The organism is Sorlinia euscelidii, from assembly GCF_036452135.1.
Lineage (GTDB): Bacteria > Pseudomonadota > Alphaproteobacteria > Acetobacterales > Acetobacteraceae > Sorlinia > Sorlinia euscelidii.
In genome coordinates, this window is the sequence record NZ_JAWJZZ010000004.1 from 123,233 (window position 1) to 137,426 (window position 14,194).

The window sequence follows — 14,194 nt, forward strand, 5'->3', positions numbered from 1 at the left end:
AATGTTTCTGGCTGATTCTCCTTGATGAATCAGATCGAGACGGGGCCGGGGTCAGCTATGTGAGGCGTCGCGCTGGCGGCTTCCTTGAAAGGCGCCAACGAGTTGCCGGCCATAGAGTCCGACCGCCAGCCCGAGGATGATCAGGGTCGCCGCCATGCCTTTCACGATCCCGATCGGCTCATCAAAAATGAGCGCTGAGCCAAGGAGCCCGAAGACGGGAACGAGCAGCGATAATGGCGCGACGGTGGAGACCGGATAGGTCTTCAGCAGCGAATTCCAGATCCAATATCCGAAGATCGTGGTTGGATAGACCTGGAACAGGATCGAGAAGATCGCGGTCCCGCTCATCTGGGCCAGTGTCCGCGCATAGATGTCGGCGCCATGTTGCAGGTAACCGATGAGAAAGAGCGGGATCGGCGAGAACAGACTTGACCAGACCAGAAATGAGAAAACCTCTTTGGTGCCGGATTTTTTGATCACAATATTGGCGACACTCCAGGACACAGCGCCGGCAATGACCAGCGCGACGCCGAAGGGCGTGACCGAACCGTCCGTGATGGTGATGATCAGCGCCAGCCCCAGCAAAGCGATGATGATCCCGCTATATTGGTAACCGGATACCGATTCCCGGAAGATGGCCGCGCCGAGAAGGATGGTGAAGAAAGCGCTGAATTGCAGCACCAAAGAGGCGATACCGGCGGACAGGCCGGCCTGAATCCCAAGATTGACGACGCCCCAGAGACCGACGCCGAAGAGCAGCCCATAGGCAACCACATAACTGGCCTTGACTTTGGGAAAGCGGAAGAACAGCACCAGCGGAAGAGCGCACAGCACAAAGCGTATCCCAGCCAGCATAAAAGGATCGACCGACTGCAGACCCAACTTGATGACAGAAAAATTGACGCCCCAGATTGCCGTGATCAACACGGCAAGGAGCAGGTGACTGGCTCTCATGATGACACCCTGGAAAAACGGAAGTCCGGCTGCGGCGCATCCTGTGCGGTGCGCGCGCGCTCCTGATCCGCTGCCGCGCTTGCCTGTTCAAAAACCTGCTTGATCCAGTCCCGGGTGCTGCGCCAATCAGCATGGCCGATGATGCCGGCCAAGGGGGCCTCGTACGCCGAGTATGTCGTTTTATCACTTTGCGGCGTCCCTGGCGGCAATTCCGCCCACCGGATGACGGAGGGATCATCGCGGAACTGATCAATACCGGCGATGCCGTGATAGGGCTCTCCAGCATGCACATGTCCGGGAAAAACGAACCAGCCGTGCCAGATGGGCGATGTCTGCGTCAGGGGCAGAGGGCGCAGCGGCCTGCCATCAAGTAGAATGGCCAGTTCCTGCGACGGCATATGGACGCCAGTCGCGCGCTCAAACGTCTCCACGACATCAGCCCCCCCGACCCTATTGCCGACTTCGAGGAAGACAAGCCCCTCCTGTTCAATAGCTTCCAGATGGAAACTGCCCTGTCGGATGCCCACGGCGGCGAGCACCCTCGCGGCCCATTCCCGCTGGAATGGCATGATGGGAAAATGGTACGACCCGAGCGGTTCGCCCTGAGCAAAGTCAAGGCAGGTGCCGACATAGCGGCTGGCCGTGATTGTCAGGAGCTGACCATTCGCCACCAGCCCGTCAAAATGGAGGATGTCGCCGGTCACGAACTCCTCAACCTCATAATCCGAGATGGCTGAGGGTGCGTTGTCCAGTCGTGCGATCCCGCTTGTACGGAACTTGACCGCTGCGCGGGCCTGGTTTGGGGAACTGAAAACCCTGACATCCTCGCTCGACGCGCCATTATGTGGCTTAAGCACGGTGGTGCCCGTCCACGGCGCGCGTCCCGCGCCGTCAAGCAGTGACGGCAATGGCAGAAATTGCGGAACCCGAAGTCCGGCCTCGCTGACGGCATGCTTCATCAGCACCTTGTCCCGCACAAGCGTGACATCGGCGACCGAGGCGCCCGGAACCCCCAGCCATGCACGCAGTTTCGCTGCGTCCAGAAGTTCATATTCGGACAGCGAGATGATCCGATCAAACGATTGAGGGTTTTTTTCGATCCAGTCGCGCGCCTCTTCATAGGCGGTGGCATCGCCAGGCCGCGCGACACGTCTGCACGGAAGCGCGTCCGGTAAACTATCCAGAATGCTCTGCACACCGAAATAAGTGACGTGATGAAGATGGTGGTCGATCCCTTTGGCATAATCGATGCGCTGATAAGGCACGCGGTGGAGGATGAGGATATTCATGCGTAAGCCCTCTCATGAGCCGGTTCATGCTGCGCAAAGAAGCTACTCTCATGCTCAGTCAGGGCGAGAAGCCACCGGCATTGAACAACGTTGACGAGTTGACGGATGTCTGCCGTGGAGTCCTCCAGAAGGAAGCAGGCCGAGGCGGCAAAATCGGCGTTGTCGCGCGGTAAGGCCGGTATGAAGCGCTCCTCCGTGTGCATCCACGCGAATTCCAATTGCCGACAGGCCATGGTGGGGATGCCCAAAGCCGTCGCCGACTCAAGAAGAACACGGTCGAATATGGCAGCGCCCAGGGCGGGTGAAAGCGGGGTGAAATCGCCGTCTGTGGGTACCCCGAGCATGACTGTGGCGGCCTGCTTTGAGGAGGGGGGAAGGGTGACATCATGCGGATGCCCCCAGGCTGAATCGACCCACAAATGATAGAAATCAATGCCATAAACGGCCCTGGCAAGCGTCCAGATCTTCATCCCCGCCGGACGCCGGTTGGGCTCCACGACGGCGGCCTCGGCGCCATCATCGCTTAATTTGATCTCATTATGGAAAGGGCCGCGGCGCTGGCCGACCAGAAGGTTGGCCAAACGTCCCGCCCGCATCAGGCTGGCGCGCTCCGTCTCATTCAAGCGCGCCGGCAGAATTTGCGCGACCTCAACCGGGTAAGGTCTCGGGGCGCTGACCTTTTCCGTGATAAAAAAGGTCTCGCCGACACCATCATAGGAATATTCGCGCTCGTAAGGGATCAATCTCTCGCAGAGGACGCCGCCTGAAAGATAGGGAACGACCTTATTAAACGCCGTCTCCAGATCATCCCCCTGGCGGACGGCGACGACACCGCGATTATTGCCTTCACATGACGGTTTAACGACGAATCCCTGAGGATATCCGGCTGCGAAAGCGTACAGATCTTCAAGAGACCGGATTTCAGCATGGGCTGGCGCCATCACCCGCTGGGCTTTCAACAGATCCCGAATGCCGGTCTCTGCTTTGCGATAAGCCTTTTTGCTGTAGGCACCCGCGGCAAGCGTCGCCGAATCGACCGGCAGTCCCAGTTTCTCCAGCAACAGCGCGCCACTCTGAACGGCATTGTCGGAGAAAACCAGGCCTGCCTTGAGGCGGGAATGCAGGGGCTGCAATTGCAGCAGAGCCTGTTCAGCAAAGTCCGGTGCCAGCGGGTCAAGATCGACGACATGGTCGCATAGGGCTCTGTCGAGTTCTCCGGGCCGATGTCGGACAAGGACGGTTCCCGCGCCGTACGTGTCGCGGACGAGATGCACGATGTGGGCGACATCACCGACGCGTGAAAGATTGTAATCGACAATCAGCAGCAGCGGCGACGAAGTGCCAGCCTCAACCGCAGTCGGCTCATAGACGATCTGAAGAGCCTCGGCGGATCTGGCCAGAAGAGTCGGGAACGCCGTTTGATGCTCTTGCCTCGGCAATTGCCAGAGGAACTGGCCGAGGAAGACTTCGCGCGCGGCATCGGGTATTTCGTCTCCCGCCTGCAACAGGACCTGTTTGATCCGTGGCGACCATGGCATCGGGTTTTCAATGATGCGCTCAATGCGCCCTGGCGACGCGAAATAAACGCGGAAGAACGTGGCTGTCTCACCCGGCACCTCGCCACTATCCGGGTAGCTCAGTCGCTGCAGGGTGGGACGCAAGGCCGCGCCTTCCAGCAGTAAGTCGAGCCAGAGCGTCAACATACTGGCCTCGCCATTCAGCGCCTCGACGCTGTGGGAAATCAGGCTGCCACCGATACGCGGGTTGGCCTCAATCAGATCCCATCGACTTCCGTTGAAACGGGTCTCGATGTGGAAGCAGCCATCATTCACCTCCAGACAATGCAGAGCGCTCCGTATCCACCTTATGCCAGCGGCAATCGCTTCCCGGCCGATGGAAATCGGTGGGCTCGTGCAACTATCCTCAAGGACGGTGACTTGATTCTCGGTCAGACCACATTTTTCGTGGATGGCGAGGATAAAAGCTTCCCCTCCCAGCACCAGCACCTCGAAGCTGAACTCGGCCCCGTCCAGATAGTCCTCGACGAGAAACTCCACGCCGTTGCCAATGACATTGGCGTAGACCGTATCCTGACGAATCTGTTCAGAAATCCGTTCAAGCGTCGACCAGGTCAGATCCGGCGTCAGCTTGAAGGTGCCGTAGGACGCGACACCCTGGATCGGCTTGATAAAATAGTCAGTGCCTGTCCCCTGCAGGGTTTGCAGGCGTTCAGGTGTCAACGTCTCGGCTTTGACCTGGCTGAGGCCCGCGGCGTGCAGGACGTTTCTGACATAGAGTTTGTTGCGCAGTAGCGGCACGAGGGCAGGCGCTACGTCCTGCACCTCCAGCCTTTCATTGGCATAGGCCATCAAGTGTCGGTAACCCTCCCACACTGAGATGCATGCCCGCACGTGAAGGCCCTGCCGGTGGAGAGAATCGATGGTGTTCAGAACATCGCCTTGCTTTAGCTCGTGGGAATCCACGGTGAAGAGGAGCGATGCCTTTGATCGGAGGATCTGCAAACGCTGATCCCCGTGCTCAGGCAATGGCCTGGAACTCAGCACCCACGGATGCAAACCCCGTTTCTCAATCGCAGCAATAAGATCTTCCGCGAATGAGAAGCCGCAATGGCTCAAGATAAGAACGCCACCGTTCTCCATGATGCGTACTCCTTTAGCTGATTTTATGCGGCGAGCGTCTCGGTCAGCGCGCCGACCTTGTCGTCGTGAAGCTCTTTGAAGTACATCGCCAGAATGTCCTGATGCTCCCGGAGGTAGCGTTTCAGTGACGCGATATCTTCCTCACTGCGCAGCAGGTGGCGCACGGCCTGCCAGACTTCGCCAGGATGATCGTCATTAATGTCCGTGTGGGAGTGGGAGATCTGCCCGGAGATGTTCTGCTCGCCGATAGATTCCTTGAGCGCCTCGATCTTGCGTGGCTCCAGCTTCACATTCACATATTCCACCAGATAGGAGTAGGCGACGACACCTAACGGACCCTCATGGTCGAGCAGGTAGGAAAAGTAACCAACCAGCAGCTTGGTCGACAGATAGGGCTCGGTGGACAGGAAGGTCTCCCGGGATACGCCCGCGCGCGTCAGATCCTGAATGAACAGCTCGTCATGGAGCATTTCTTCATTTTCATAATTCGCCCAGATCTGCGCGGCCCGCGGACTTATTTTGGCTATTTCCGCCAAAGCCTTGGACTCCGCGACACGGAGGAGCCGGATGCGCCATGCGGTCTCGATCAGGTGACGTTGATAATAGGCGGAGTTGACCGTCTTGCCTTCAAGGTGCGCGGCGTAAGGCACGGTTTCATACCAGTTATCAACCTGGCGATCGATGATGGCATCAATTTCCGCACGCAATTGCGCGGAACGCTGCGCGTTAATGTAAGGTGCACCATCATGGTCATAACCCACATGCTTCACACGATTTTGAATACTCACGACAATTTCCTTTCGTTTTTCAACCAAAAATCGAATAGTTTTATTTCGCGACACGTAATGTGACCGCACCATTCAGTTGGCATTGACATGCCAGCCTGAAGCCTGGACCAGAGAAGCCAAGCATCTCTAGAAATTCGTCCTCGTCTTCTTCTTTACTGTTGAGATTTGCGAGGCCGTCCAACACCTCGATGACACATGCGCCGCAAGCACCTGATTTACAGCCGAACGGAATGTTGTCCTCACGCAGTTCGTGTTCCAACTCCGTCAATTGCACCCCTGCCGGAAGCAGCACCTCGGTCTCGCTTGGCATCATCTTGATTTTGAACATGTGTCCTGTTCCCCGAAGCCGTTGTGAGCATGCCCGCCTGAGTTGTCGGGGCTCTCAAACCTGAGGGCGAGCATAACAATCTAGTTTCAAAATGCTACTGCATTTTATTCACGAAAAGTTCAGACACAGATAGTTCTCGTATATTAGGGGAAGGGATTTCAGTCCTCTGGCGTGTAGAGCAGCCCAAACGCAACTTAAGGTTGCTGACTTTAAGAGCTTTGCTACTGATCGATTTCACAGGAAATATTTTTGCCCCTCATTAATCCGAAGAACTTCCATCCCGGTTAGTATCGAACGACTGGTCCCCGGAAGTGGCGGCTTAATTTCATATCAACATTACAAGTCGTTCATGTTCCGCGCGACATCGTGATCTCGCATTGCCCCTCGACCATGAGGCGAATCGCCCGACTCGAGTCGGTAGAGACATCCTTCAAGGCCCCTGCCAAATTCTGATTACGCAACGTGCCGCTCCGCGCGTGAGCCAGGACCATGCGCAGCCCGGGTGACGCGGGCATGATGCAATCGGCCTCAAACGTGACGCGTGATTACCGGATGGTCGCGACGAGCCTCATCAGGCCCGGGTCACACGCGGCTCTGCCATGGCTGCTGAACTATAATGAGTCGCGTGAAGCGGCCGCGCGATGGAGAGGTGCTTCTGACGGTCACTATCATCTTGCCCGGCCGTGACGTGTCATATTGGCGGCCCTGCGCGAACCGGCAGTTGGCAAATGCCGGCATAGGAACGTCCCCCCATCGCCGCGCATTGCTTCGAATCGCCAAGGGGAGGCGCTGAGTCGTTAAAGCGCGTTACGCCCGGGTCGTGCCAAGGCCGGATCATCTTCAAATGTTGGTCAAAGCGCCATGGTTTGTCGACCGTCATCGCGGCGGTGACGTTTTCGATGATTCGCAGGACTGCGTCCGTCTTGCCACAGGCGGTCAAGCGGCCTGTTCCAATCCGCATGGGCGCGGTCATCGGGCAGCGCCGATCCGTCCGGAGCCATGTGTTCGGACCTGTCCCATTAGCACGGTCAATTGATGAAAGGCTTTTTGTGGCTTTGAAAACGCAGGCAGCGCGCAGTTCCGATCCGCAGCGCGGCGGCGCATTGGGCACGCGAATGTTGCGCCAGCCAGTCAGGCATGCTGGACGTTACAGGGGCCTCACCCAAATAATTGCTGACGCTTTTTCAGGCAAAAAAACGCCCCCGAAGGGGCGTTTTCATTTTATAAGTTCCGTTTAACGTGCGCCATTATGGTCGCCATCCCGCATGGTGCCCGTCGGCGCCTGGACGTGGGCTTCCAAAAACCACAGATGCTTGTCAAGGGCGCGCGATGCTTCCGTGAAGAGGTCTGCTGTGTCGGCGTCGCCAGCATCATCCGTTTTGTCAATCGCGTCGCGAACATTATTGGCGACGGTGCCATAACGATCAATCAGCGCGGCCACATGGTCGGAAATCATGGAAATATCGGTCGGATACGGTTTGCAGGAGGATGTGCTGGTCACATCTTGCGCCGTGCCGAGGGCGGTCCCGCCAAGTTGCACCACGCGTTCCGCCACTTCATCGACAAGGGCGTCGATACTGTCTCGGAAGCCATCAAGCATTTCATGGATGCCGATAAATTGTGGCCCCTTTAAATTCCAATGCGCCTGCTTCGTGATGAGCGAAAGATCAATCAGATCGGCGAGACGCGCATTGAGCGTTTCGATCGAGACCGCTTTGGCATTGGATTTAAGGTTATTCTGCGTCGTGTGCATCATATTTCTGGAAGTCATCACATTGTCCTTTGCCTTGTAAACTGGGCCAGCCCGCCGCCACGCTGACGCGGGAAATTCCCTGACCTTCAAGGGCTTCAAACTTAATCGTTGTGCGCCCGCGCGCTGAAATCAAGAGGGGTCTGCGGCGCGACAACTTAAATTGCGCGCGGATTCCCCCAATGATTGTCCGCCGCGTTGCGCGTCGTCGGGGATGAACGATTGAGCGCGCGCCGAGTTGAATAAAAAAATAGTCAATCGACGCATTGAACCGGCTTAACTATTTCCTAGGGGCATGCTCTTGGTACATAGACTGCCGAAGCCTGCGTTTGTCGCCGGTGGGTGAGACTTAATGAGGAGTTTATGGGCGCTTCCCATCACGATGTGATCCCCCGCACATCCCGAGAAAATCTGATTATTTTTATCGCCCTTGGTCTTGGTTCCTTCGCGATCGGAACGGCCGAATTCGCGGCCATGAGCATCGTGCCCATGGTTGCGCATAGTTTCGGCCTGACGGACCCGCAGGCCAGTTACGCCATTGTCCTCTATGCTTGCGGCGTGTGCTTCGGCGCGCCCATCATCGCACTCTTTTCCGCCAGGATGAGTCGCAAGCGCATGTTGATCGCGATGATGTTGTTTTATTGCATCGCAAACGGCCTGAGCGCGTTGGCGCCCAATTTTGAGACATTCCTGATCTTCCGCTTCCTCAGCGGCGTGCCGCACGGGGCTTATTTCGGCATTGCCGGGATTGTCGCCTCCTACCTTGTCCCGCCAAATAAAAGGTCGCAGGCCGTGGGGCGTGTCATTCTCGGCCTGACATTAGCGACCATTTGCGGCGTGCCGCTGGCCAATTTCCTCGGGCAGCTTGTGGGGTGGCGCTGGGCCTTTGCCCTTATCGCCGCCCTGGCCGCCCTCACCATGGCGCTGATCGCCCGCTTCTCACCCGATGTCCGTCCGCGGGAGAATGCGAGCATTGTCTCGGAAATGTCAGCCTTGAAGCTCAAGCAGGTCTGGTTGACACTGGCAATTGGGGCGGTCGGTTTCGGGGGGGTGTTTTGCGTCTACACCTACCTCGCTTCGATCCTGACCCATGTGACCCATGTCCCCGCCACGCTTCTGCCTGTGCTCCTCGCGATTTTCGGGGTTGGGATGACGGTGGGCACGGTTGTCTGTGCCTTCCTCGCGGACCGACGCATGGTGCCGACGCTGGGCGGCGTGCTGCTGATGGGGGCGGCCTCCATGGCGGGCTTCCCGGAGGCAGCGCACCGTTTTATCCCCTTATGCATCAATGTCTTTATGATCGGCGCCAGTGGTGGACTCGCCACGGTCGTCAATTCCCGCCTTCTTGCTGTGGCGGTGGGGGCTGAAGGATTAGCGGCGGCGCTTAATCAGAGCGCGTTTAACATCGCCAATGCGGTCGGGCCGTGGCTGGGCGGCATCGCCATTACGTCCGGCCTGGGCTGGAGTGCCGTTGGTTGGGTCGGGATGCTTCTATCCCTCGGTGGGTTTGGGATTTACCTTGCCAGCGTCGCGGAGGAATATCGCACCAGCGGCAAATCAATAACCGAGATGGAGTGACCCAACAGGCGAGGCCCGCATGAAGCGGGCCTAAAGCTTGTCCGGCACGGGGATTTCCTCCGGTCGACGCAGATCCATAAAAGGTGTGGCATCAGTGCGGAAGTAACGCGCAAAATACGGGTCGACCTCGAAATCCTCATATCCAGCCCATTTCTCCCGCATGAACTGCGTCTCCAGGAAGAAGCGCGTCTCATGTTCAGGCCGATCATCCGTGCCGCGGGAATGGCTTTCATAATGATGGGCCACGCTGTCCGCCACATAAAGGACGCGATGTCCGGCCTGACGGATTTTGAGGCACAGATCGACGTCATTATAAGCGATCGAGAGATGATCCTCATCGAATCCACCGACAGCGAGGAAAATGTCGCGTCGCGCCAGCATGCAGGCCGCCGTCACGGCGGAGACCTCATGCGTCAAAGCGATGCGCCCGATATAGCCCTTATCATGGCGTCCAAAGCGGCGATGAGCATGCGCGCCAATCACATCCGGGCCGATTATGACACCGGCATGTTGGATGGTCTCATCTTTATAAAGCAGCATATTCCCGACGACGGCGACATCCTCCGCCGCGAGACACTCATTGACCATGAGGCGAAGCCAGTCGTGATTTTCAATGACGACATCATTATTCATGAACAAAATAAAGGGCGCATCTGTATGACGAACGGCAAAATTATTGAGGCGGGAAAAATTGAAGGCTTCTTCCACCCGTAAAACCGTCACGCCCTTGATTTTACGCATGCGTGAGACAAAGCGCTTTGCGACGGGGGTGACTGACCAGTTATCGATGAGAATAATATCGAAGGCGGCATATTGTGTGCGGTCGAGAAGCGCTGTGACACAGCGTTCCGTCATATCGATCTCATCTTTGAACGGGATGATGATCGTCACGCGTGGCGACGCCCGATATTGCCAGCGCACGTCGTAAATCGTCAGTTTATCGATAGAGGCCGGTTTGGCTTTGAGGCCGCGCCGCTTCAGATGCGCCGCGACAGCCCGCACCCCCGCTTCAACGGCATAGCTTTTATTTTTCAGACTGGCCGCCGTCGAATTTTCAGTAATGCGCCAGTGATAGAGAATATCCCGCACATGACAGATGTCCGAGGGTTGCAATATCTCGACCGCACGAAGGAGGAAATCATGGTCCTGCGCACCGTTATAAGTGCTATCAAGCAGGCCTATTTTGCGGGCGAGCCCCGCGTGAACCATTGTCAGATGACAGATGTAATTGCAGCCCAGTAAATATCGGTAAGAAAAGTCCGGTTTCAAATTCGGGTCGCGGAAGCGCCCACGCAGGTCAATCTTATCTTCGTCGGAATAAAGCAACTGGGCGTTTGTGCGCAGCGCAGCGCGGACCATGACTTCCAGCGCGACATCAACCAGCACGTCGTCATGGTCGAAAAACGCAAAATAATCGCCTTTCGCTTTCATAAGTCCCGCGTTGGTGGCGCCGGCGATGCCTTGATTTTTCGGGAGCGAGATGACTCGAATCCGCTTATCCGCCGCGCAGAAATTATCGATCTGGCGTGAAATTGTCGCATCAGCGCGGCCATCATCAATAAAAATAAGCTCCCAATGCGGGTATGTCTGCGCCATGACGGATTGCACCGCCTGGATAAAATCCGTCAGAATGGGCTTGTAAACGGGGCAGAGAACCGACACGCGGGGCGAATGGGGCAGAGGAGCGTGTGTCCGCTCATGATCAACCGCTGTGCGGAGGCGGGCATAGTAAGCGCGGGCCCAGGCGTCGTAATCTGAGAGATTATATCCCCCATGCGGCATAATGTCGCGGATTTTGCGACGCAGCGCTGAGAGATCGCGATGCAGGCGGTCAATCGTCTCTGTCACATCGACAAGTTCCGCCTCAAGCCGATCGTCGGCGATGGATGATCGCAGCGGGCTGTTGGTAAGCGCCACGCCTGATGGCTCAACCGTGACGGCATAAAGATGCGGCTTTCCATCTCGAAACGCCGTGGGCACGGGCACTGAGAAACCACAGAGCCCGTCCGCATCGAGGGATTCACCGACATCCCCACGGAAGCGATCCGCTTTGACACGCGCAATATGACGTCCGTCAATCGATAAAGCGACCGTTGCCCCGCCTTCCAACGCCCCGCTTTCCCCCGGGATGAGGACCCAACCCACCACCTGACCCTGGCGAAGCCCTTCAAAGTAGCCGGTAATCTGCTGGGCGGCGTACTCGCCGATCAGAAGCTCTTCCGTAAAGTCCTGCCCGCTGCCGGAGGCGCTGACAGGCACAATGCTGCCATCAGGAAAGCGGAAGGAAAGGGCATGTGCCTGACCGTCAAGATAAGTCGCGGGGATTTCGAACGTAAATCCGATATTCTGCTCGCCTGATTTCATAAGACCACCGAGGTCCGGGCGCGCCGCCGCCGCCTCCACCGTGGCGACTTCCTGCCCATCCATCAGCACGTGGATGTGAAGGGGGCCGCGGCGATTGAGATGGATGGCCCAACCGCGTGCCACACCGTTTTCGTAAAAATCAACCAGTCCACGGAATGGTGAATTCTGCGCCGTCATGATGGAACCTGTAGCCTGAGAATGATCGACAGGGAATGTCCCTGTTTTATGTATGGTGTCTCCCTTATGCGCTGTCAAAAAAGCTTTTCCTGATGGTCGCCCGATTTCGCGCCGCCTTATTATTTCACAGTGTGGCAATGTCGTGCAGCGCGCGTGAATGGGGCGTCGGAGGCGTTTTCAAAAAAACTTCACAAATCCGTTGCATAAAGGTCGCTGGAAAACCCTGCCCCAAGAACAGGCAAGGAAAATCATTGTGAGGAACGCCCCTTAACGGGTTGCATGACAGGGCGCGCAAGCAGCGCCTGACCCGCTACGTCGTAAGGGTCGCGCTTCGAACCCTTGACGATTTCAGGCGCATTCGCGTTATAACCGGGTCATTAGCAAAGCGGATTGGTTTTTATTGTTCAGTCTGCTTTCCCGTCAGGTTAGGGTCCGACACACATATGGCGCTTATCCCCGATGCTCGAGACGTCGGTCGATCCATTCCTCAGATTGGCGAGACGCCATTTTGGAAAGGGGATCGCCTTTTTCGGGGTGTAGCGTGCCTCTGCGCGCTCATTGTGCTGCTCGCTCTGGGCGGGCTCGTTGTCAGTATGGGGGTTGGCGGGTTCGCCGCCTTCCGCCATTTCGGCCTTAATTTCATTATCTCCAATGTCTGGAACCCGGTCACCCAGCAATATGGTGCGCTTGCGCCTGTCTTCGGGACAGTGGCATCAACCTTCATCGCGGTGCTCTTTGCCGTGCCGATTGCTTTTGGCACCGCCTTCTGGCTGACCTTCATTGCACCGCGCATTGTGGCCTCCACCTTTGCTTCCGCCATTCAGCTCCTTGCTGCCGTGCCGTCCATTATTTTCGGCATGTGGGGGTTTTTCGTCATAGTGCCTTTCATGGCGCGTCATGTGCAGCCTTTTCTCCATCATTACTTTCGGCACACGCCTTTCATCCAGCATCTTGTGAGCGGACCGGCCTATGGCCTCGGGCTGATGTCTGCCGGGATCGTCCTTGCAATCATGATCACGCCGCTCATGACGGCCATCATGTGCGACGTCTTTAAAGTCGCGCCGACCATGTTGCGGGAAAGTGCTTTCGGCCTGGGCGCCAACAGGTGGGAAGTCATGCGTCGCATCGTGGCGCCCTGGGCGCGGACGGGGATTATCGGCGGGATCGTCCTCGGCACCGGGCGCGCCCTGGGAGAGACGATGGCCGTGACCTTCGTCATCGGCAATGTCAACATCATGGGCTGGTCACTCTTCTCCCCCCGGAACAGCGTGGCCTCGCTTATCGCGCTCGAATTTCCCGAGAGCGCTGCGGGAAGCCTCAAATTATCATCCCTGCTTGCGCTTGGATTTATCCTGATGGTCCTCTCCTTCGCGACACTCGGTGCAGCACGTTGGCTGCTGCGCGGTAAACAGGCATGAAACACCCTCATCAGGCACCGCATCCCCAGCAGCATGGATGGCGAAAAAGCGGTATCCTGCGGCGGCGCCATATGGCGGACCGTTTCGCCACACTCCTCGGCACTCTGGCGACGGTGAGCCTCGTCATCGTGCTCGTCTCCATTTTATGGACGCTGCTTAAAAATGGCCTCGCCGGCATGTCCGTGGCGACGTTTCTGGTTCCGATGGGACCGCCGGGCCATCATTCGGGCCTTGCCAATGCGATCATCGGCAGCCTGATCCAGACATTTATCGGCCTGTTAATGGCGACGCCCATCGGGCTGGGCTGCGGGATCTATCTGTCTGAATGTCGAAGCGGCGGGCGCCTCGCTTTTACGGTGCGCTTTGTTTCCGATGTGCTTCTCTCCGCGCCTTCCATTCTGATCGGACTTTTCGTTTATCTGATCCTTGTCGCACCCTTCCATCGTTTTTCCGGTTTCGCGGGGGCGGTGGCGCTGGCCATCCTGGCTGTGCCGATCATCGTGCGCACGACGGAGGATATGCTGCGCCTCGTGCCGGTTGCGATGCGTGAGGCCGGCTCGGCCCTCGGGGCCACGCAATGGCGCGTCGTGCTGCTTTTATGCCTGCGCGCCGCCGCGCCCGGCGTGCTGACCGGCATCCTGCTGGCACTGGCGCGGGTCAGTGGGGAGACAGCTCCGCTTTTATTTACATCGCTGGGAAATCAGAACTGGTCATTCAGCCTGAACCGGCCGATGGCAAGTCTTCCCCTCGCCATATATCAATATGCCGGGGCCTCATATGAGGATTGGGTTCGCCTTGCCTGGGCAGGCGCGCTGATCGTGACGATTGGCGTGCTGGGCATCAATATTATCGCACGGTTCTGTATTCGCGACACTGGTCGTTAAAGGA

At 57.4% G+C, this 14,194-nt stretch carries 11 protein-coding genes; 4 read left to right on the plus strand and 7 right to left on the minus strand.

Going from position 1 to position 14,194, the window contains the following annotated elements; genetic code table 11:
* Window positions 1-51: 51 nt before the first annotated feature.
* From CGLAMM_RS08635 to CGLAMM_RS08655, 5 genes are read right to left on the minus strand one after another with little or no spacing between them, the layout of a single operon-like run.
* Entirely contained in the window at window positions 52-954 is a 903-nt protein-coding gene (locus CGLAMM_RS08635; RefSeq protein WP_394818573.1) for an EamA family transporter, read from the minus strand.
* Complete coding sequence (locus CGLAMM_RS08640) at window positions 951-2,243, minus strand: ATP-grasp domain-containing protein (RefSeq protein ID WP_394818572.1); 1,293 nt, start codon at window positions 2,241-2,243, stop codon at window positions 951-953. The genes CGLAMM_RS08635 and CGLAMM_RS08640 overlap by 4 nt, the downstream gene beginning before the upstream one ends.
* Window positions 2,240-4,903 carry an ATP-grasp domain-containing protein gene (locus CGLAMM_RS08645; RefSeq protein ID WP_394818571.1) on the minus strand — a complete coding sequence of 888 codons (2,664 nt, stop codon included), beginning with the start codon at window positions 4,901-4,903 and terminating at the stop codon, window positions 2,240-2,242. The genes CGLAMM_RS08640 and CGLAMM_RS08645 overlap by 4 nt, the downstream gene beginning before the upstream one ends.
* A gap of 23 nt (window positions 4,904-4,926) precedes the next feature.
* Window positions 4,927-5,691, minus strand: a complete 765-nt coding sequence (locus CGLAMM_RS08650; protein ID WP_394818570.1) for an iron-containing redox enzyme family protein — start codon at window positions 5,689-5,691, stop codon at window positions 4,927-4,929.
* A gap of 40 nt (window positions 5,692-5,731) precedes the next feature.
* A complete protein-coding gene (locus CGLAMM_RS08655; RefSeq protein WP_394818569.1) occupies window positions 5,732-6,019 on the minus strand; it encodes a 2Fe-2S iron-sulfur cluster-binding protein in 288 nt (95 codons plus the stop codon).
* 489 nt (window positions 6,020-6,508) lie between these two features.
* On the opposite strand from CGLAMM_RS08655, the gene CGLAMM_RS08660 reads away from it, so the two are divergent.
* Window positions 6,509-6,706: a hypothetical protein gene (locus CGLAMM_RS08660; protein ID WP_394818568.1), complete on the plus strand. Its 198-nt coding sequence runs from the start codon at window positions 6,509-6,511 to the stop codon at window positions 6,704-6,706.
* A 547-nt stretch (window positions 6,707-7,253) separates the two neighbouring features.
* Here the strand turns inward: CGLAMM_RS08660 and dps are convergent.
* The gene (dps, locus tag CGLAMM_RS08665) at window positions 7,254-7,790 is read right to left on the minus strand and encodes a DNA starvation/stationary phase protection protein Dps (RefSeq protein WP_394818567.1); all 537 of its coding nucleotides are present in this window, start codon (window positions 7,788-7,790) and stop codon (window positions 7,254-7,256) included.
* A 342-nt stretch (window positions 7,791-8,132) separates the two neighbouring features.
* Between dps and CGLAMM_RS08670 the strand changes: the two genes are divergently transcribed.
* A complete protein-coding gene (locus CGLAMM_RS08670; RefSeq protein ID WP_394818566.1) occupies window positions 8,133-9,347 on the plus strand; it encodes an MFS transporter in 1,215 nt (404 codons plus the stop codon).
* Window positions 9,348-9,377: 30 nt separating this feature from the next.
* On the opposite strand, the gene CGLAMM_RS08675 is transcribed toward CGLAMM_RS08670, so the two are convergent.
* Window positions 9,378-11,888 carry a glycosyltransferase family 2 protein gene (locus CGLAMM_RS08675; RefSeq protein ID WP_394818565.1) on the minus strand — a complete coding sequence of 837 codons (2,511 nt, stop codon included), beginning with the start codon at window positions 11,886-11,888 and terminating at the stop codon, window positions 9,378-9,380.
* Window positions 11,889-12,331: 443 nt separating this feature from the next.
* On the opposite strand from CGLAMM_RS08675, the gene pstC reads away from it, so the two are divergent.
* Together pstC and pstA are read left to right on the plus strand one after the other, a co-directional pair.
* Window positions 12,332-13,306 (plus strand): phosphate ABC transporter permease subunit PstC, encoded by a 975-nt coding sequence (gene pstC / locus CGLAMM_RS08680; protein WP_418115606.1) that lies wholly within the window; start codon window positions 12,332-12,334, stop codon window positions 13,304-13,306.
* 71 nt (window positions 13,307-13,377) lie between these two features.
* Window positions 13,378-14,190, plus strand: a complete 813-nt coding sequence (gene pstA / locus CGLAMM_RS08685; RefSeq protein WP_394819063.1) for a phosphate ABC transporter permease PstA — start codon at window positions 13,378-13,380, stop codon at window positions 14,188-14,190.
* Window positions 14,191-14,194: the final 4 nt, after the last annotated feature.

Bases quoted from the DNA above. Each gene is read 5' to 3' on its own strand.
- CGLAMM_RS08635 (WP_394818573.1), bottom strand. From the start codon at position 954: ATGAGAGCCAGTCACCTGCTCCTTGCCGTGTTGATCACGGCAATCTGG.
- CGLAMM_RS08640 (WP_394818572.1), bottom strand. From the start codon at position 2,243: ATGAATATCCTCATCCTCCACCGCGTGCCTTATCAGCGCATCGATTAT.
- CGLAMM_RS08645 (WP_394818571.1), bottom strand. From the start codon at position 4,903: ATGGAGAACGGTGGCGTTCTTATCTTGAGCCATTGCGGCTTCTCATTC.
- CGLAMM_RS08655 (WP_394818569.1), bottom strand. From the start codon at position 6,019: ATGTTCAAAATCAAGATGATGCCAAGCGAGACCGAGGTGCTGCTTCCG.
- CGLAMM_RS08660 (WP_394818568.1), top strand. From the start codon at position 6,509: ATGCGCAGCCCGGGTGACGCGGGCATGATGCAATCGGCCTCAAACGTG.
- dps (WP_394818567.1), bottom strand. From the start codon at position 7,790: ATGACTTCCAGAAATATGATGCACACGACGCAGAATAACCTTAAATCC.
- CGLAMM_RS08670 (WP_394818566.1), top strand. From the start codon at position 8,133: ATGGGCGCTTCCCATCACGATGTGATCCCCCGCACATCCCGAGAAAAT.
- CGLAMM_RS08675 (WP_394818565.1), bottom strand. From the start codon at position 11,888: ATGACGGCGCAGAATTCACCATTCCGTGGACTGGTTGATTTTTACGAA.
- pstC (WP_418115606.1), top strand. From the start codon at position 12,332: ATGGCGCTTATCCCCGATGCTCGAGACGTCGGTCGATCCATTCCTCAG.
- pstA (WP_394819063.1), top strand. From the start codon at position 13,378: ATGGCGGACCGTTTCGCCACACTCCTCGGCACTCTGGCGACGGTGAGC.